The 17,448-nt window shown below is 69.2% G+C and carries 17 protein-coding genes; 11 read left to right on the top strand and 6 right to left on the bottom strand.

Translation table 11 applies throughout. From position 1 onward, the window contains the following. The first annotated feature begins 6 nt into the window (after positions 1-6). A complete protein-coding gene (locus ACWEPL_RS15290) occupies positions 7-375 on the top strand; it encodes a BlaI/MecI/CopY family transcriptional regulator (protein WP_452436468.1) in 369 nt (122 codons plus the stop codon). Here ACWEPL_RS15290 and serC read toward each other — a convergent pair. Together serC and ACWEPL_RS15280 are read right to left on the bottom strand one after the other, a co-directional pair. Continuing rightward, entirely contained in the window at positions 354-1,463 is a 1,110-nt protein-coding gene (gene serC / locus ACWEPL_RS15285; protein ID WP_350733354.1) for a phosphoserine transaminase, read from the bottom strand. The genes ACWEPL_RS15290 and serC overlap by 22 nt on opposite strands. 137 nt (positions 1,464-1,600) lie before the next feature. Beyond that, positions 1,601-2,707 (bottom strand): citrate synthase 2, encoded by a 1,107-nt coding sequence (locus tag ACWEPL_RS15280; RefSeq protein ID WP_350733356.1) that lies wholly within the window; start codon positions 2,705-2,707, stop codon positions 1,601-1,603. A gap of 256 nt (positions 2,708-2,963) precedes the next feature. Here ACWEPL_RS15280 and pdxH point away from each other — a divergent pair, with 256 nt between their 5' ends. Next, complete coding sequence (pdxH, locus tag ACWEPL_RS15275; RefSeq protein ID WP_363962151.1) at positions 2,964-3,617, top strand: pyridoxamine 5'-phosphate oxidase; 654 nt, start codon at positions 2,964-2,966, stop codon at positions 3,615-3,617. A 10-nt stretch (positions 3,618-3,627) separates the two neighbouring features. Beyond that, on the top strand, positions 3,628-4,863 hold the full coding sequence (locus ACWEPL_RS15270; RefSeq protein ID WP_363962152.1) for an MFS transporter: 1,236 nt from the start codon (positions 3,628-3,630) through the stop codon (positions 4,861-4,863). A 10-nt stretch (positions 4,864-4,873) separates the two neighbouring features. On the opposite strand, the gene ACWEPL_RS15265 is transcribed toward ACWEPL_RS15270, so the two are convergent. Next, the gene (locus ACWEPL_RS15265; RefSeq protein ID WP_449953574.1) at positions 4,874-5,491 is read right to left on the bottom strand and encodes a UdgX family uracil-DNA binding protein; all 618 of its coding nucleotides are present in this window, start codon (positions 5,489-5,491) and stop codon (positions 4,874-4,876) included. Between the two features lie 102 nt (positions 5,492-5,593). On the opposite strand from ACWEPL_RS15265, the gene ACWEPL_RS15260 reads away from it, so the two are divergent. The 5 genes from ACWEPL_RS15260 to ACWEPL_RS15240 all read left to right on the top strand — a co-directional run bounded on the left by ACWEPL_RS15260 (position 5,594) and on the right by ACWEPL_RS15240 (position 12,853). After that, positions 5,594-6,298: a metal-dependent transcriptional regulator gene (locus tag ACWEPL_RS15260; RefSeq protein WP_185070520.1), complete on the top strand. Its 705-nt coding sequence runs from the start codon at positions 5,594-5,596 to the stop codon at positions 6,296-6,298. A gap of 123 nt (positions 6,299-6,421) precedes the next feature. After that, on the top strand, positions 6,422-8,644 hold the full coding sequence (locus tag ACWEPL_RS15255) for an ATP-binding SpoIIE family protein phosphatase (RefSeq protein ID WP_363962154.1): 2,223 nt from the start codon (positions 6,422-6,424) through the stop codon (positions 8,642-8,644). A 16-nt stretch (positions 8,645-8,660) separates the two neighbouring features. Further along, the gene (locus tag ACWEPL_RS15250; RefSeq protein WP_363962155.1) at positions 8,661-9,440 is read left to right on the top strand and encodes an alpha/beta fold hydrolase; all 780 of its coding nucleotides are present in this window, start codon (positions 8,661-8,663) and stop codon (positions 9,438-9,440) included. A 196-nt stretch (positions 9,441-9,636) separates the two neighbouring features. Then, positions 9,637-11,415, top strand: coding sequence for a hypothetical protein (locus tag ACWEPL_RS15245; RefSeq protein ID WP_452436467.1), 1,779 nt, complete (start codon positions 9,637-9,639; stop codon positions 11,413-11,415). Beyond that, the gene (locus ACWEPL_RS15240; protein ID WP_452436466.1) at positions 11,399-12,853 is read left to right on the top strand and encodes a hypothetical protein; all 1,455 of its coding nucleotides are present in this window, start codon (positions 11,399-11,401) and stop codon (positions 12,851-12,853) included. The genes ACWEPL_RS15245 and ACWEPL_RS15240 overlap by 17 nt, the downstream gene beginning before the upstream one ends. On the opposite strand, the gene ACWEPL_RS15235 is transcribed toward ACWEPL_RS15240, so the two are convergent. Further along, a complete protein-coding gene (locus ACWEPL_RS15235; protein ID WP_452436465.1) occupies positions 12,847-13,245 on the bottom strand; it encodes a helix-turn-helix domain-containing protein in 399 nt (132 codons plus the stop codon). The two genes, ACWEPL_RS15240 and ACWEPL_RS15235, sit on opposite strands and share 7 nt — an antisense overlap. A gap of 20 nt (positions 13,246-13,265) precedes the next feature. On the opposite strand from ACWEPL_RS15235, the gene ACWEPL_RS15230 reads away from it, so the two are divergent. After that, a complete protein-coding gene (locus ACWEPL_RS15230; protein WP_452436464.1) occupies positions 13,266-13,694 on the top strand; it encodes a MarR family winged helix-turn-helix transcriptional regulator in 429 nt (142 codons plus the stop codon). Here ACWEPL_RS15230 and ACWEPL_RS15225 read toward each other — a convergent pair. Next, positions 13,691-13,852 (bottom strand): hypothetical protein, encoded by a 162-nt coding sequence (locus tag ACWEPL_RS15225; RefSeq protein WP_350733373.1) that lies wholly within the window; start codon positions 13,850-13,852, stop codon positions 13,691-13,693. The genes ACWEPL_RS15230 and ACWEPL_RS15225 overlap by 4 nt on opposite strands. A gap of 48 nt (positions 13,853-13,900) precedes the next feature. Continuing rightward, on the bottom strand, positions 13,901-15,046 hold the full coding sequence (locus ACWEPL_RS15220) for an acyl-CoA dehydrogenase family protein (protein ID WP_350733374.1): 1,146 nt from the start codon (positions 15,044-15,046) through the stop codon (positions 13,901-13,903). Positions 15,047-15,262: 216 nt separating this feature from the next. Here ACWEPL_RS15220 and ACWEPL_RS15215 point away from each other — a divergent pair, with 216 nt between their 5' ends. Together ACWEPL_RS15215 and ACWEPL_RS15210 are read left to right on the top strand one after the other, a co-directional pair. Then, positions 15,263-16,576, top strand: a complete 1,314-nt coding sequence (locus tag ACWEPL_RS15215; RefSeq protein WP_452436463.1) for a hypothetical protein — start codon at positions 15,263-15,265, stop codon at positions 16,574-16,576. Then, positions 16,576-17,352: a class F sortase gene (locus tag ACWEPL_RS15210; RefSeq protein ID WP_363962162.1), complete on the top strand. Its 777-nt coding sequence runs from the start codon at positions 16,576-16,578 to the stop codon at positions 17,350-17,352. Before ACWEPL_RS15215 ends, ACWEPL_RS15210 begins: the two co-directional genes overlap by 1 nt. Positions 17,353-17,448: the final 96 nt, after the last annotated feature.

Here is a 17,448-nt window from a genome sequence, read left to right as displayed (position 1 = left end):
GGTCAGTTGGCGAGCCTGGGGTCCCTGGAACGCGCGATCATGGACGTGCTGTGGGATGCCCGGAAACCGATGCGCGTCAGGGAGCTGCTGGTCAGGCTCAACGAGGAGCGCGAACTGGCGTACACGACGGTGCAGACCGTGGCCGAGCGGCTGGTGAAGAAGGGGCTGCTCGAACGTACGCCCTACCGCAACGCGTTCCGCTACGCCGCGGTCAGGTCGAGGGACGAGCACGTCACCGACCTCATGCTCGAAGCGCTCTCGGCCGGCGGCGACAGGTTGCCGGTGCTGGCCAGGTTCGCGCAGAGAGTCGAGGAGGAGGACGCGCTCGCCCTCATGGAAGAGCTGTCACGCCGTCAGAGGCGCTCGACCACGTAGTCGACGCAGACCGTCAGCGCCTCGATGTCGGCCGGGTCGATCGCCGGGAACATCGCGACGCGCAGCTGGTTGCGGCCCAGCTTGCGGTACGGCTCGGTGTCGACGATGCCGTTGGCGCGCAGCACCTTGGCCACGGCGGCGGCGTCGACGGAGTCGGCGAAGTCGATCGTGCCGACGACCTGGGAGCGGAACTCCGGAGCGGCGAACGGCGTGGCGTACGCCGACTTCTCCGCCCAGGTGTAGAGGCGCTGGCTGGACTCGCCCGTGCGGGCGGTGGTCCAGGCCAGGCCGCCGTTGGAGTTCATCCAGTCGAGCTGGTCGGCCAGCAGGAACAGCGTGGCCACGGCCGGCGTGTTGTAGGTCTGGTCCTTCGAGGAGTTGTCGATCGCGACCGGCAGGCTGAAGAACTCCGGCACGTAACGGCCGGTCGCGGCGATCTCCTCGACCCTGGCCAGCGCCCGCGGCGACATGATCGCGATCCACAGGCCGCCGTCGGAGGCGAAGCTCTTCTGCGGAGCGAAGTAGTAGACGTCGGTCTCGGCGATGTCGACGGGCAGGCCGCCGGCGCCGGAGGTGGCGTCCACGAGCACCAGCGAGTCGTCGGAGCCCACGCGCTTGATGGGCATGGCGACGCCGGTCGAGGTCTCGTTGTGGGTGAGCGCGTAGACGTCCACGCCCTCCTCGGCCACGGCCGTCGGGTAGGTGCCGACCTCGGACTTGATGACGCTCGGCTCGCCCAGCCACGGGGCCTTCTTGGCCACCGTCGCGAACTTCGAGGAGAACTCGCCGAACGACAGGTGCTGCGACCTGTCGCGGATCAGCCCGAAGGCGGCGATGTCCCAGAACGCCGTGGTGCCGCCGTTGCCCAGCACGACCTGGTAGCCCTCGGGCAGCGAGAACAAATCGGCGAGCCCGGAGCGTACGCGGCCGACCAGGTTCTTGACCGGCTTCTGGCGGTGGGAGGTGCCCATGAGGCTCGCGCCGGAGGCGGCGAGCGCGGCCAGTTGCTCGGTGCGTACCTTCGAGGGCCCGCAGCCGAAGCGGCCGTCGGCGGGCTTGATGTCAGCGGGAATCACGATGTCAGCCACTTGACCAGGGTACTGATCCCGCGGGGCTGGCAAGGGACCGGGGCGGAATCTGAGAAGAAGCCCACACCCAAAACTGACGAAAAGGCCCCGGTCGCCGCCGAACTCGTGGTGAAGCGGACGTGCCGGGGCCGATCCTGTCAGTTCTTGCCGGTGACCTCGGCGGCGCCGGGGACGTCGCTCAGGGGACGCGAGGCGGGGCCGACGTAGTTGGCGCTCGGGCGCACGAGGCGGCCCGTGAGCTTCTGCTCCAGGACGTGCGCGGCCCAGCCGGCCGTGCGCGCGCAGGTGAACATCGAGGTGAACATGTGGGAGGGCACCTCGGCGAAGTCCAGCACCACGGCCGCCCAGTACTCGACATTGGTGGCCAGCACCCGGTCGGGCTTGCGGGCGTGCAACTCGTCCAGCGCGGCCTGCTCCAGCGCCGCGGCGACCTCGTAGCGGGGGGCGTCGAGCTCCTTGGCGGTGCGGCGGAGCACGCGGGCGCGGGGGTCCTCGGCGCGGTAGACGCGGTGCCCGAAGCCCATGAGCCGGTTGCCCTTGTCGAGCTCGCTCTGGACGTACTTCTTGGCGTCGCCGAGCTGCTCGACGCCCTCGATCATGTGCAGGACGCGGGCCGGGGCGCCGCCGTGCAGCGGGCCCGACATGGCGCCGACGGCGCCGGAGAGCGCTGCCGCCACGTCGGCCCCGGTGGAGGCGATGACGCGGGCGGTGAACGTGGAGGCGTTCATGCCGTGCTCGGCGGCGGAGGTCCAGTAAGCGTCGATGGCCTTGACATGCTTGGGATCAGGCTCACCGCGCCAGCGGATCATGAAACGTTCGACGATGGTCTCGGCCTCGTCGACCCGGCTCTGCGGCACCATCGGCAGGCCGAGGCCGCGCGCGGACTGCGCGACGAAGGAGAGGGCCATGACGGAGGCGCGGGCGAGCTGGTCGCGGGCCTCCTCGTCGGTGATGTCGAGCAGGGGCTTGAAGCCGTAGGCCGGAGCCAGCATGGCCAGGGCGCTCTGCACGTCTACGCGGATGTCACCGGAGTGGACAGGGATGGGGTACGGCTCCGCCGGGGGCAGGCCCGGCTGGAACTTGTTGTCGACCAGCAGGCCCCAAACGGCCCCGAACGGGACGCGGCCGACCAGCTCCTCAATGTCGACGCCCCGGTATCGAAGGGCGCCCCCTTCTTTGTCCGGTTCCGCGATCTCGGTCTCGAAAGCTACGACGCCTTCGAGCCCGGGTTTGAAGTCGGACATACTCGGCCGCCTCCCTTTCCCTTGCCATGTTTGGGCAATGCTGTGCCAATAGTCGGGGCCGCTTCGGGGGGTCGTTGGCATCGTTGCCCTCGTTCTCGCCCCCGAGCTTCTCCGCTCTGTTGATGTCGAGATACCGGCGGGTCAATTTAACCCCTTCCCAGGTCGTGCTCGGTCTCGGGACCCGCCGTAAGGCCAAACCCGCTGGTGAGGGGGGTTGCATGGGATCTACCACGCAAGCGCGCAAGAATACCGTCTCGTGGATGCCACCCCGCGCCCGCCCGTGCTGGCGGGGCTTCGCCGAACGTACGAGGGCCGGCCGCTGCTCGAATCCGACCTCGCGTCCGACCCCATGGAGCAATTCACCTTCTGGCTCCAGGACGCGCTCGAGTCCGGCCTGCCTGAACCCAACGCCATGGTCCTGGCCACCGCCTCGTCCGGCGGCCGCCCGAGCGCCAGGACGGTCCTGCTGAAGGGCTACGACGAACGCGGTTTCGTCTTCTACACCAACTACGAGTCGCGCAAGGGCCGCGACCTGGGCGAGAACCCTCGAGCGTCACTGCTGTTCCCCTGGCATCCGATCCGCCGCCAGGTACGCATCGAGGGCACTGTGACGCGGATCTCCCACGAGGAGTCGGCCGAGTACTACAACTCGCGCCCGTACGGCTCGCGCATCGGCGCCTGGGCGTCGCGGCAGTCGGCCGTCGTGCGGTCCAGGGAGGAGCTGGACGAGCGCTACACGGAGCTGGCCGAACGCTGGCCGGAGAGTCCGCCGGTGCCCGACTTCTGGGGAGGTTTCCGGGTCTACCCGATCGAGATGGAGTTCTGGCAGGGACAGCTCGACCGGATGCACGACAGGCTCCGTTATCGGCGGACACGACCCGGTTGGGTCCTGGAAAGACTGGCACCTTAGTGTTCATGGAGTGGCGATCGCGGAGCTGGTCAAGCGTCATCTGGTAGACACCCGGCCACTCGGCGCGCCCGAGTACCGGCGGCTCTGGCTCGGCCAGGCCGTCTCGCACGTCGGCGTCGGGGCGACCGTCGTGGCCGTCGGCCAGCAGGTCTGGGAGCTCACCCACTCCTCGTTCTACGTGGGGCTGCTGGGGATGGCCAACCTGATCCCGCTGGTCGTCTTCGGCCTGTGGGGAGGGGCGGTCGCCGACGCCGTGGACCGGCGCAAGCTGCTCATCGTCGGCTCGCTCATCGCGTGGACGGCGACGCTCCTCATCCTCGGGCAGGCGCTGCTCGGCATGAGGAACGTCTACCTGATCTTCGCCGCGGTCGCCCTGAACGCCACCGGTTTCGCGATCACCAGCCCGACCAGGGGCGCGATCATCCCCAGGATCCTGGAGAAGGAGCTGGTGCCCGCCGCGAACGCGCTCAACTCGCTCGTCTTCAGCATCGGCGCGGTCGCGGGTCCGATGATCGGCGCGGTCGTGCTGGCCTCCGGCGGGTTCGCGGCGGCGTACGCGATGGACGCCCTGCTCTTCACCGCGAGCCTCTACGCGGCCCTCAGGCTGCCCTCACTGCCCCCATTGGGCGAAGTGCGACGTCCGGGTGCCGGGGCGGTGCTGGAGGGCCTCAGCTTCATCGTCAGGAGCCCGGTGCTGCTGATGTCGTTCGTCGTGGACATCATCGCGATGGTGTTCGCCCTGCCGCGCGCGCTCTTCCCTGAGCTGACCGCCGACAGGTTCGGCGGCTCGATGTACGCGCTCGGCTGGATGAGCTCCGCCATGGCCATCGGCTCGGTGGCCGGGGCGCTGTTCTCCGGCTGGGTGGGGCGGGTCTCGCGGCAGGGGGTCGCGCTCGTCGTGGTGATCGCCGTCTGGGGTCTGGCCGTGGCCGCCGCGGGGCTGGCGAGCGAGCTCTGGCTGGTGGTGGCGTTCATGGCCGTGGGCGGGGTGGCGGACGTGATCTCGTCGGTCTGGCGGCAGTCCATCCTGCAGTTGTACGCGCCCGACGAGATGCGGGGGCGGCTGCAGGGGGCGTTCATGGTGGTCGTGGCGGGCGGGCCGCGTCTGGGCGACCTGCGGGCCGGTGCGACGGCGACGGAGCTGGGGGTCAGCGGGGCCTGGGTGGGCGGCGGCATCGCCTGTGCCGTCACGGTGCTGCTCGTCGGCCTGTCCGCGCCCGCCTTCCGCAATTACCGGGCTCGATAAAGGTCAGAGGTCAGACGACCTGGGCGGCCACCTTCAGGTCGGCCAGGAAGCCCGCGTACGCCTGGTCCCTGTCGGGCGCGCGCAGCACGGCGGACGGGTGCACCGTGGCCACGGCCAGCGCGTCGCCGAGCGGCACCGGCTCGCCCCGGTGGTGCGTCACGCGGAACTCCCGCCCGAGCAGCGCCCTGGCCGCCGTCGCCCCGAGCACCACGATCACCTCCGGTCGCACGAGAGCCAGCTCCGCGTCGAGCCACGGATGGCAGGCGTCGATCTCGCCGGCCGTCGGCCTCTGGTGGATCCGCCGCTTTCCGCGAAGGGTGAAGGAGAAATGCTTGACGGCGTTGGTGACGTAAACGTCCTCGCGCTCGATTCCGGCCTCTTCCAGTCCCTTGTCCAGAATGCGCCCGGCCGGGCCCACGAACGGGTGTCCCTGCCGGTCCTCCTGATCTCCTGGCTCCTCGCCCACGAGCATGAACCGGGCCCGCTGCGGACCCTCGCCGAAAACGGTCTGGGTGGCGTTCAGGTAGAGCCCGCAGCCCTGGCAGCACGCGGCCGCGCGCCGCAGCGAGTCGAGATCGAGCTGGTCGGGAAGGAACTCGGCCGCTCCTTTGTTTCCGTCCTTAACCATCGTCGGTCGTTCTCCCAATAGGGTTCGTGTGACTTCTGTGCCCGCTGCGGACGGGCCCAGTCCCCGCCACGACCGGCGTAATATTTGATTGGGAGGACTGCCTTGACCGCACACGGCCTGATCGACACGACCGAGATGTACCTCCGCACGATTTACGAGCTCGAGGAGGAGGGCATCGTCCCTCTTCGCGCCCGCATCGCGGAGCGGCTGCAGCAGAGCGGCCCCACCGTGAGCCAGACCGTCGCCCGCATGGAGCGTGACGGCCTCGTCCGCGTCGAGGGCGACCGCCACCTGTCCATGACCGATCTGGGCCGCACGCTGGCCACGCGGGTCATGCGCAAGCACCGGCTGGCCGAGTGCCTGCTCACCCAGGTGATCGGCCTTCCCTGGGAAGAGGTGCACATCGAGGCGTGCCGCTGGGAGCACGTCATGTCGGAGTCGGTCGAGGCCCGCCTGGTGACCCTGCTCGACAACCCCACCGTCTGCCCGCACGGAAACCCCATCCCCGGGCTCGCGGAGCTGGGCGCCAAGGAGCCCCCCGAGGGCGGCGCCGGGGTGCTGACATCGATGTCAGACCTGGCGGGTCCGAGGGACACGCCGGTCGTCGTGCGTCGAATTAGCGAACAAGTGCAAAGCGATCCTGCTGTGATGCTTAAACTCAAGCAAGTTGGGATACAACCCGGACGCGAGGTGACGCTCGCGGCGAGCGACGACGGTGTGCGGGTGACAGGTGACGGTGACGCGAACGACACTCCCGCGGAGCTTCCGCGCGATGTCGCCGCGCACGTTTTTGTCTCCAAGCGCTGACGCGCGCGCAGCGGCTTGGTTGAATCCCTCCTGGGAGGCCCTCCACTCTCCCCTGGCCAAGACTGTTGCAGGAGCGCCCGTGGTCCACTTTGCGTGCATGCCACCCCAAGGAGTGGTCTCCGGATGAATCGATGGGGGGATCTGTCACAGGAAACGGCTGATCACCTGGGTGCCGGATCTGTGCTCGATCACGCTGAGATGGCGGTGATCGTCACCGACCGTTTCAGCAATCTCCTCTATTGGAACCCCTTCGCCGAGAAGCTCTTCGGCCGTCAGGGCAAGTCGCCTTCACGTGACGCGTCCGTCCTGTCCCTCGGGATCATGGAGAAGGACCACCCGCTGGCGGTCGAGCTGGCCAAGCACGTGCTCAAGGGCGGCGTGTGGGAGGGCACGTTCGACGTCAGGCGCGGCGACGGGACCATCGTCTACGTACGCGCCCAGGCCGTGCCGCTGCGCCACACCTCGGGCTCGGTGACGGGCATCGTCATCATGGCCCGCGAGGCGCTGCGCAGCAACGAGCGGGAGAAGGACCGCTTCGGCCTGCTGGAGCGCATCGGCGAGCGGCTGGCCGGCTCGCTCTACGTCGAGGAGACGCTCAAGCGGGTCGCCGAGATGCTGGTGCCCCAGTTCGCCGACCACTGCTTCATCGAGCTGATGGAGGGCGACCGGCTCGTCCGCCGGGTCTCCCAGCACGTCCAGGGATGGACGCCGCCGTCGGGCACCTGGAAGCCGCTGGGCGCGGAGATCCGCTACCCCTCCGGCCACTACGCCGACACGGCGCTGCGCCGCCAGGAGACGATCCTGGTCGAGAGCTTCGCCACCAGCAGCTACCCGGCCACCAGCGAGGGCAGCGCCCGCCTGTGCGGCGAGATCGGCATGACCTCCGCCATCGTCGCCCCCCTGCTGGTGCGCGGCGAGACGCTCGGGCTGATGTATCTGGGCCTGTCCAACCTCACCGACCGGCGCAGCCCCCACTACGACGCCTTCGACCGCGACTTCGTCGGCGCCATCGCCACCCGGGTCGCGCTCGCCATCGACAACGCGCTGCTGTTCGAGGAGGAGCGCCACACGGCGGAGTCGTTCCAGAAATACCTGCTGCCCCGGGCGCTGCCGCAGCTCGACGGCCTGCAGATCGCGGTGCGCTACTACCCGGCGGCCCCGCTCGCCTCCCACGGCCAGGGCATCCAGACCCAGGTCGGCGGCGACTGGTACGACGTGATCCCGCTGTCGGCGGGCCGGGTCGGCATCGTGATCGGCGACGTCGAGGGCCGGGGCGCCAAGGCGGCGGCCATCATGGGCCAGCTCAGGGCCGCGCTGCGCGCCTTCGCTCAGGACGACAAGTCGCCGGCCGACATCCTGGCCAGGCTCGACGAGTGGACCCGCATCATCGCCACGCCCGAGCACGACGACAACGGCGCCGAGGTCAGCATCCCGCCCATCGTGACCTGCCAGTATCTGGTCTACGACGCCTGGTCGCGCCAGCTGTCCTTCGCCAACGCGGGCCACGCGCCGCCGCTGCTGCTGGTCGACGGCCAGTGCGTGGAGCTCGACATCGAGGAGGTCGGCCAGCCGCTCGGCGTCCACGCCAAGGGCCTGCACGCCGACCTGGTCTACAAGGAGGAGACGCGCACGCTGCCGCCGGGCGCGGCGCTGCTGCTCTACACCGACGGCCTGGTCGACCGCCGCCCGGGCCGCGACGGCCAGGTGCCGAGCGAGGAAGAGACGCTCGGCGTGCTCTGCGAGAAGCTCGCCAAGATGTCCGGCGCCGAGGTCGAGCGCATCGCCGACACCGCCACGGTGGCCGTGCCCGGCGAGATCGACGACGACATGGCGATCCTGGTCGTCCGCTCCAGCGACGTCGACCTCGACGTCGAGGAGCGCACGTTCCCCGCCCAGCCGATCATGGTGGGCGAGGCGCGCCGCATGGCGTCGGAGGCGTTCTCGAGCTGGAACGTGCCCGAGGAGCGGGCCGAGCTGGCCTGCCTGCTCGTCTCCGAGGTCGTGACCAACGTCGTGCTGCACGCCGCCACCGCCACCGTGCCCCGCAGGGAGCTGGTCGTGGAGGGGCCACCGCTGCCGTTCGACGAGTCCTGGGACGTGCCGGGCTTCGAGGACGAAGTGGTCGGCGACAAGGAGTTCACGCTGAGGCTGCGCAGGGGCGAGGAGTCGGTCTGGGTCGAGGTCTTCGACCAGGACCTGCGCCTGCCGCGCATCCGGAGCGCGGGGGAGAACGACGAGGGCGGGCGCGGCCTCTACCTCGTCGACCAGCTGGCCAGGCGCTGGGGATCGCGTCCTACCAGGGAAGGCAAAGCCGTCTGGTTCGAGATTCCCACTCGCGGGAGATGAGTGATTAGCTGGCCGTATGGAGCTGGCCTTCGAACGACGGGGCACCGGCGCGCCGCTGATCCTCATCCACGGGATCGGCCATCACTGGCAGGCATGGTTGCCGGTGCTGGACCGCCTGGCGGCCGCGCGTACGGTGATCGCGCTCGACCTGCCCGGCTTCGGCAGATCCCCGGGCCTGCCCGAGGGTGTCACCTACACCGCGGAGTCGCTGGCCGACGCGGTCGAGTCGTTCTGCGCGGTGCTCGGCGTGCGCGAGCCGCACGTGGCGGGCAACTCGCTCGGCGGCTACATCGCGCTGGAGCTGGCCTCGCGCGGCGTCGTACGCACGGCCACCGCGCTGTCGCCGGCCGGCTTCTGGTCCCGGCCCGAGCTGCTCTACTGCCAGTCCGCGCTGCGCGCCCTGCGCGCCTCGGCCCGGTCGATCCCCGCGAGGCATACCGCCAAGGTGGCCGAGAACCCGCTGCTGCGGGCCGTCTCGACCGGGATCCTGGTCGCCCACCCCGCCAGGCTCTCCGCCACCGCGCACGTCGCGGCCATGCAGGCGCTGGCCTGGGCGAGCGGCTTCGACGAGACGCTTGAGTCGTTCGCCGGCCTGATGCCGCCCGCCCCGCCGAAGTCGCCCATCACGATCGCGTGGGGTGAGCACGACCGGCTCCTGCTGCGCCGCCAGGCCGTGCGCGCGGCCCGCTGGTCGGGGCAGCGGGTCAAGCTGTTGAAAGGGTGCGGTCACGTGCCCATGAGCGACGACCCCGACCTCGTCGCCCGCGTCATTCTGGAATCCAGCGCCATTTCGTAATTTCTCTGACCCCCGCCAAAGGGATGGGATAGGTTTCCCCGTATCGAGCGCTCACGAGGAGCGGCGGTCGATTTCCCGGTATGGCCATATGGCGGAATTCATGGCGGACGACTCCTGGTACCCGTTGTTGCGTGGGTGCCTCCAGAAAACCCATCCTCCCGGGCAGCACGAGCTGCCCGTCATTTTTCTGCTCGGAATGGCGGGCACCGGGAAGAGCGCGACCCTCACGCAGATCTCGCACAGCGTGCGGAAACCGCCCTCTCCGGCGGTCAACCTGGCGCTCCACCCGGCGCACGGCAGCACCGTCGCCGACGTGATCCAGCGGATCGCCTATGACCTGGCGGCGCTCGACAAGGTGCGGCTGCCCCGTACGGTTTTCACGCTGGTGGTGCTCGGTCTCGATCCGGAATTGCCGCGTTCGCAACTCGAAGATCAGCTGCAGCTACGTCTTCAGCGCAAGGCGCGCATTGATCCCAATGACGCGGCGCAGTGGCGAGATATCGCCTCCTTATTGCCGAACATTGGCATTTGGCTGAAATTTCTGGTTTATGTCACGGAGCTGCTGGGGCGCCATCTGGACGCCGCCGATCGGGTTCACCGCGTGGCCAGGGCGTGGCTCTCGGAACGGCTCGGCGGTGACGTCCTGAATCTCGTACAGGAGCAGCAGATCGGCGGGGAGCGGGCGGAGGGCGCGCGGGGGATCCTCGTCGAGGCGTTCCTCGAGGACCTCGCCCAGGCGTGGGCGAAGCCGCGCCACGCGCGCAACTGCCTCCTGCTGCTGGACGACGCTGACAGCCCGGCGGGCTGTGCCTTCCTGCAGGCGCTGGTCGCCGCCAGGGACAGGCGCTCCAGAGCCGGCGCGAGCGCGGACCCCCTGGTGGTCGTGGCCGCGTCCAGGACCTGGCCGAAGGGGGTGACGGGCTGGGCGTGCCCGGGAACGCCGGAGGCCCGCCGGCCGCCGCGGCTCGCCGCGGCCACGTACGAGGACTGGGTGGAGCGGCGCGGCGACGGGGAACAGCGCTGGTGGTATCCCGCGCTCATGCCCGGCCTCCCGGCCGGCGGGACCGCGGCGGTTCACGAGCGCGCGGTCCACGAGCTGACCGGGGGTTACCCGTACGCCGCCCGCGAACTGGGCGATCTGCTCGGGAAGACCGAGGACGACGACGAGTTCCGCGCCATCCTGCATGAAAAGGACGCCCTGCGCCGGCTGATGCCCGACCACCTGCCCCGGCGTGACCTGCTGATGGCCTGGTCGGCGGCCAGGAACGTGGACGACGCCGAGAACGCGCTGCTCGACGGGGCGAGCACCGCCTCGCACCTCCGCCGCGAGCTGGCCGAGCGGCTGTGGCTCACCACGCGGAGCGCCGCGGAGAGCCGAGAAGGCGGCTGGGAGCGCTCCTCCTCCGGCGGTGAGGAGATCACCGTCCTCCATCCCTGGCTCAGAAGGCTGCTGCTGCACCACCTCGCCGCGGAGCCGGAGCGCTGGGACCAGGTCCACGAGACGATGGAGAGGTTCTACCGCAGGCAGGAGGTGGCCGACGACGCCTCGGCCGCCTATCACACGCTGGCCCGGGTGACGGACGGGGACGATCCGCGGCTGGAGGCCGTCGTGGCGTTCCTGAACGAGAGGTTCGGGCAGCTCGACGCGATCGGCCGCCGCGGCAGTCGCCTGCCGGAGTGGGTTCAGCTCTACGAGCAGGTGACCGCGGCCCCCAACCGCCTGCCCCTGGACCGGCCCTTGGCGGCGTTGTACGACTCACTGGCGGTGAGCTCGGCCGACACGGAACGGCGGGACCGGACTTCCATGATCAGGAAGCTGGTGGTGGCCCGGTGGTTCTGGCTCGATCCCGTCCTCGATCCCCCCGGCCGGCGCGCCACGGAGATCGCGCACGAGTTCAGGCAACTGGCGGGCCTCACGACCACTGGCGGGTCGATCCTCAACCGAGAGGCCGAGAGGTATGAGCGACATCCCTGACAGCCTCCAGATCGGGCCCGCTCCCACCTACGTCAAGCGTCGCCGCCGGCAGTGGACCGTGCGCGTCGCCCTCGTCGCCCTGCTCGTCGCGACAGGCCTCACCTTCGCCTTCCGCGCGCCGTCCAGGCTCACCGACGCGAGCGACGCCTTCGACCCGAGCCTGTCCGGCATCATGGAGCGCATCCACGCGGAGAACGACGACGTGATCTCGAAGCATCCGGGTGAGTACGTCACCATCCTGGTGCTGCTTCCGATGTCGGGCGATGTGACCGAGACGGGGATGGGCCTCGACACCATCCGGCACGCCCTCCAGGGGTCACATCTGGCGCAGCTGTGGCGGAACAGGGAGCAGTCCGCGGCGCCGTACATCAGGCTGCTCGTCGGCAACATCAGCTCGGACGCCTGGGAGGACACGGTCACGGACCTGGAGGGCCGCGTCCAGAGCGAACGCATCCTCGCCGTCACCGGGCTCGGGAACAGCGTCGAAGCCACCAAGCGCGTGATCGACCGGCTCAGCAAGGACAAGATCGCGATGGTGGCGGCCGTGATCACCTCGGACGAACTGCAGCGTCACGAGGCACTGGTACGGATGGCGCCGCTGAACAGCGACGAGGCGGCGGCTCTCGTGCGCTTCGCCGAGCGGGCCGTCCCCGCGCTCAAGCCGGTCGTCGTCATGGACACCAAATCCGGCGACAGCTACAGCCGGACGCTGGGCGAGGCCTACGACAGGACCCTCGCCCGCGTCGTCGACGCCAAGAGGCGCGGCCGGGCGCTGACCTTCGACTCGACGGTCAACGCCTCCAGCACGGTCATCGGGAACATCGCGGACACGATCTGCGGTTCCGACGCCAACGCCGTCTTCTACGCCGGTCGCGCCCGAGGCCTGCCCGCGCTGTTACGCGGCCTCAGCCTGTCGCGCCCCTGCGTGCAGCGCGACATCAGCGTCTTCGCCGGGGACGACACCAGCGAGCAGGCCCACCTCGTCAAGAGCCCCATCTGGGAGGACAACGGCGGCAAGATCCGGCTGTACTACACCGCCCTGGCCCATTCCGCGAACGTCACCGACCACGGCAGCCGCGTCCTGCCCGCGATCAAGGCGAGGTTCGGGAACGGCGACGAGAAGGGATATGTGCGGCTGTTCCCCACGGAATCGCTCGACGACGGCCACGCGATCATGAACCACGACGCCGTGTACGTCGCGATCAAGGCCATCGACAGGTACGCGAAGGACGATCTGGCGAAGCTCGGGCCGCAGGAGGTGGCGGCCATGCTGCGCAGCGGCACCATCGACGTTCAGGGTGCCAGCGGCGACATCACGATCGACCGCGACGGCAATCCGCTCAGGAGGGAGATCCCCGTCCTGCGGCTCACCCCCTACGGCGCCACCGTCTTCGCCGCGTGGTCGTCCCCCGAGCCGGCGGGGGCCTCGCGTCAGTGATCGAGGTTGGCCGACATGCGGCGGAGCACGTCGACGGTGGCCACGTACTCCTGCGGGCTCACCCCTTCGAGCACCTTCTGCCGGAATCGGCCGACCTTCTCGGAGATCTCCTCGTGCGCGGCCCTGCCCGCGTCGGTGAGCCCGCCGTCCGCCAGCCAGCCCCTGGCGGTGAGCCGCTCCACGGCCTCGTCCACGCCGGTGAACGGCCCGGTGAACGGCCCGGTGAACGGCCCGGTGAACGGCCCGGTGAACGGCATGGTGTACGTGCTTTCCTGGGCCGCTTGGTTGAGCACCTGCCACTCCCGGCGGGTGGTGGTCTGGAGCGCCTGCTCCATGGCGTCTTCCAGCAGGTTGTCGAGATGCTTCAGCCAGTGGCCGATGGGCTTGTCCATAGATGTAGGATAACAACAATATGTATGAAGACAAGTATATTGCCGCGGTCGAGCGGGCGATGGTCGCGATCAGGCGGCGGCAGAGCCGGCGGGTGCTGGCGCGGCAGCAGGGCGTCGTGGGGCCGGAGTACGAAGTGCTCGACGTGATCGAGGGCGCCGGCGGGTCCGTCACCGTGTCCACGGTCGCGCAGGCGCTCAGCGTCGATCAGCCGAGGGCCAGCCGGCTGGTGGCGGCGGCCGTGGCGGCGGGCCTCGTCAGGCGGGAGGCCGATCAGGCCGACGGGCGCAAGGCGTGGCTGGTGTTGACCGAGGCCGGGCAGACGGCGCTGGAGCAGGCCCACCGGGCCAGGCAGGCGGCGTTCGCGGCGGTCATGGAGGACTGGCCGGAGGAGGACCGGGCGGAGTTCGCCCGGCTGCTCACCCGCTTCGTCGAGGGGCTGTCCGGTTAGACCTTGGTCTGGCCCCACAAGAGGAGCATGACGATGACGAACACGATCATCACGCCGCCATAGGCCACCGGCCCCAGGCGGATCGCCCGGCGCACACGGTTGAGGCCCCAGGCGAACAGCAACGCCAGGAAAGCCAGGAGGATCAGGCCGCCGTCCATGGTGTCCAGTATGCGGTGCGGACCGCCTTCCCGTGAGGCCGGAAGCGGTCAGAATCCGAAGGACCGGCCGATGATCTCCTTCATGATCTCGGTGGTGCCGCCGTAGATCGTCTGCACCCGGCTGTCGATCCACGCCTTGGCGACCGGGTACTCCATCATGTAGCCGTACCCGCCGTGGAGCTGGAGGCAGCGGTCGATGACCTTGTTCTGCAGCTCGGTGGTCCACCACTTGGCCTTGGCCGCGTCCACCGCGTCGAGCTGCCCGGCGTTGAGCGCCAGGATGCACTTGTCCACGTAGTGGCGGGCGATCTCGGTCTCGGTGGCCAGCTCCGCCAGCACGAACCGGGTGTTCTGGAACGAGCCGATGCTCCGCCCGAAGGCCTGCCGGGTCTTGCAGTACTCGATGGTCTCCTCCAGCACGGCCTCCGCCGCGGCCACCGCCGCCACGGCGATCGACAGGCGCTCCTGCGGGAGGTTGTTCATGAGCTGGAAGAAGCCCTCGCCGTCGCGCGGGCCCAGGCGGTTGGCGACGGGCACGCGTACGTTCTCGAAGAACAGCTCGGCCGTGTCCTGGGCCTTCATCCCGATCTTCTCGAGATTGCGCCCCCGCTCGAACCCCTCCATGCCGCGCTCGACCACGATCAGCGTGGTCCCCCTGGCGCCCGCGTCGGGATCGGTCTTGGCCACCACGACGACCAGGTCCGCGTTGATCCCGTTCGTGATGAACGTCTTCTGCCCGTTGACCAGGTAGTGGTCCCCCTCGCGGAGGGCCGTGGTCCTGATCCCCTGAAGGTCGCTGCCGGCCCCAGGCTCGCTCATCGCGATCGCGCTGATCAGCTCGCCGCTAGCGAAGCCGGGCAGCCACCGCTGCTTCTGCTCGTCGTTCGTCAGATCCACGAGGTACGGCGCCATGACGTCGTTGTGCAACGAGAACCCGAGCCCGGAGGCGCCGTTCCGGAGGATCTCCTCGACGATCACGGCGTTGTAGCGGAAGTCCGTGACCCCGGCCCCGCCGTACTCCTCGGGCACCGAGAACCCGAACATCCCGAGCTCCCCGGCCTTCTTCCAGACCTCGCGCGGGACGATGCCATCCTTCTCCCACTGAGCGTGGTGCGGCACGACCTCGCGGGCCATGAACTCGCGCACGGTCTCGCGGAAGAGCAGGTGCTCCTCGTCGAAGAGGTCTCGCCGCATTGTGGTCCTCCCGAACAGGGTTCTGTTACTGGCAGGTATACCCCCTTTCCCGGTACGGCGGATACCTGTGGACACGGCTTCATCACAAGTGCTGGACGTTGCCGCGATCGGCATGTGTTGGGGGTGTTTTCGACTCTAAGATCTACCCTCGGTCTATTTGTGGCGTGATCGGAGTCTCCCGTGGATCGGTGGCGCAAGGCAGTGATTGCCGCATCGGTGAGCGTGGCCGCGTCCGCGGCGTTCGTCGCAGCATCCTCGGTCCCCGGCCAGGCCGCGGCCTCGCTGGTGGCCAACTACAGGTGTACGGGTGGCATCGCGGGCGCGGGCGTGGACATCGAGGCCCGTATGACTCCCCAGGTCGAGGCGGGCACCATGAACGTCCGCTGGGACATGTCGTACAAGAGCCTGCAGAAGTTCGGGTCGCCCGGATTCTTCCCCAAGGGATCCTCCCTGGACCTCGAGGGCGTTGTGGACATCAGCGGCGCCTGGATCGGTCAGCTCCGGCCCCGGGGCGGTAAGGAGCAGGGCGAGCTGCTGCCGGGTAATTACCTGGAGCTTCCCGAGGGGTTGTCGGACAGTGCGTCTCTCACGCGTACCGGAACCATCCGCTTCAAGCCCACCACGCTGACCGTCAGGTTCACGCCCGCCGAGGGCGAGGTGATGGTCAACAACAACAGGAAAGTCACCTATACCGGCGCCTGGAGCCACGAGTACACCGCGCCGGAATACACCGACTTCCTCAACGACGTGCAGAAGACCAGCGCACAAGATGCCACGGCCAAGCTGGAGTTCATCGGCACGAAGGTGGCCTACATCGGCCGGCGGGCGCCGGGCCTCGGGCCGATCCGAGTGATCCTTGACGGGCAGACCGTCACCGATCCCCTGGTGGAACCGGGTCTGGACCGTAGCGGGAACGCCATGACGGGCACCGAGACTCAGGAGGTCCTTTGGGAGTCCCCGCAGCTTGACTATGAGAAACACACCATCGAGATCGTCAACACCGAGGCCAAGGACGCCTACGTGGACGCCTTCCAGGTGATCACCGGCGACATCCCCGAACCGCCGGCCCACAACCAGGCCACCTGCACGCTTCAGGGCAACCCCGGTGCCATCGACATCACCGTCTCCGGCCCCAGCGGCTCGCAGTCGCCGTCCAACAGCCCCAGTAACAGTCCCAGCAACAGCCCCAGCAACAGTCCGACGACCAACCCCACCAACCCGACGCCCACCGGGACCCACACCACCCCGAACAACCGGACCACCGACATCGGCCTCGGGCGCGTGATCGTGATCCCCAGCGCCACCGGCACCAGCTCGGCCACGGCCACGCCCAAGGCCACCGGGCCGACCGCGACCAAGTACTACCGGGCGCAGGTCGCCAACACCCCCAAGGGCGGCGTGGACAGCGGTGAGGCGCCGGATCGCGAGGACAGACCGTACGGGCTGATGGCCGCGCTGGTGATCGGCGGCGCGGGCGGCGGATTGCTGCTGCGCCGGCGCAGGGCCGCGCACGCGGGAGGAGCGCTCTGATGACCGAGCAGACACCGATGCAGCGGGCACTGCCCGGATTGCTGATCGCCGGCTCGCTGGGCGGCGTCGGCCTGGTCATGGTGAGCATGCTCTCGCTGTGGCCCACCACCCCCGACGACGCCTCGGGCTCGCTGGCGGCGGCGCAGGACACGCCGACGCAGGCGGAGGTGGCGAACGCGGGCGCGTTCGTGCTCCCGCCCACCGTGGGCCCCGGCGGCAAGGGCATCCCCCTGACCCCGGCCCGCCTGGACGCGCCGCCTCCGCTTCCGGCGGTCCCGGTCGTGTCCCCGATCCCCTCGACCAAGGCCAAGTCCACCCGGTCCAGGCCGACCCGCATCAAGATCCCCAAGATCAAGGTGAACGCGCCCATCGGGGCCGTCACCGTGGACAGCAAGGGCAAGCTCGGCACCCCGCCCCTGACCAAGCCCAACCAGACGGGCTGGTACAAGGGCTCCCCGGTGCCCGGCGAGCTCGGCCCCTCGGTCATCAACGGCCACGTGAGCACCCGCAAGGGCCCCGCCGTCTTCGACCGCCTCCGGGAGCTGGCCAAGGGCGACCAGATCTACGTGTACCGGTCGGACGGCAAGGTCACGCGGTTCACGGTGAGCGGGATCGAGCAGGCGAGCAAGTCGTCGTTCCCGACGTCGCGGGTGTACGGGAACACGACCAACGCTCAGTTGCGGCTCGTCACGTGCGGTGGGGTCTTCAACAAGACGGCGCACAGTTACACGGACAACATCGTCGTATACGCGACGTTGTCCAAGAAGAAGGGCTAGGGTTTTGGCGGTTTACGGGAACTTGACAGGGACAGTTCGTAGGATCTCAACCTAACCGTGACCAACGGCTGGAATTCTGGCACGACTGTTGAAACT

This window comes from Nonomuraea sp. NPDC004186, assembly GCF_053603495.1.
This window is presented reverse-complemented; position numbering and strand designations above follow the sequence as displayed.

What these genes read in the sequence shown, in the direction of transcription:
- ACWEPL_RS15280 (WP_350733356.1), bottom strand. Translation starts at nt 2,707, where the DNA reads ATGTCCGACTTCAAACCCGGGCTCGAAGGCGTCGTAGCTTTCGAGACC.
- ACWEPL_RS15265 (WP_449953574.1), bottom strand. Translation starts at nt 5,491, where the DNA reads ATGGTTAAGGACGGAAACAAAGGAGCGGCCGAGTTCCTTCCCGACCAG.
- ACWEPL_RS15255 (WP_363962154.1), top strand. Translation starts at nt 6,422, where the DNA reads ATGAATCGATGGGGGGATCTGTCACAGGAAACGGCTGATCACCTGGGT.
- ACWEPL_RS15250 (WP_363962155.1), top strand. Translation starts at nt 8,661, where the DNA reads ATGGAGCTGGCCTTCGAACGACGGGGCACCGGCGCGCCGCTGATCCTC.
- ACWEPL_RS15245 (WP_452436467.1), top strand. Translation starts at nt 9,637, where the DNA reads ATGGCGGGCACCGGGAAGAGCGCGACCCTCACGCAGATCTCGCACAGC.
- ACWEPL_RS15240 (WP_452436466.1), top strand. Translation starts at nt 11,399, where the DNA reads ATGAGCGACATCCCTGACAGCCTCCAGATCGGGCCCGCTCCCACCTAC.
- ACWEPL_RS15235 (WP_452436465.1), bottom strand. Translation starts at nt 13,245, where the DNA reads ATGGACAAGCCCATCGGCCACTGGCTGAAGCATCTCGACAACCTGCTG.
- ACWEPL_RS15230 (WP_452436464.1), top strand. Translation starts at nt 13,266, where the DNA reads ATGTATGAAGACAAGTATATTGCCGCGGTCGAGCGGGCGATGGTCGCG.
- ACWEPL_RS15225 (WP_350733373.1), bottom strand. Translation starts at nt 13,852, where the DNA reads ATGGACGGCGGCCTGATCCTCCTGGCTTTCCTGGCGTTGCTGTTCGCC.
- ACWEPL_RS15220 (WP_350733374.1), bottom strand. Translation starts at nt 15,046, where the DNA reads ATGCGGCGAGACCTCTTCGACGAGGAGCACCTGCTCTTCCGCGAGACC.
- ACWEPL_RS15210 (WP_363962162.1), top strand. Translation starts at nt 16,576, where the DNA reads ATGACCGAGCAGACACCGATGCAGCGGGCACTGCCCGGATTGCTGATC.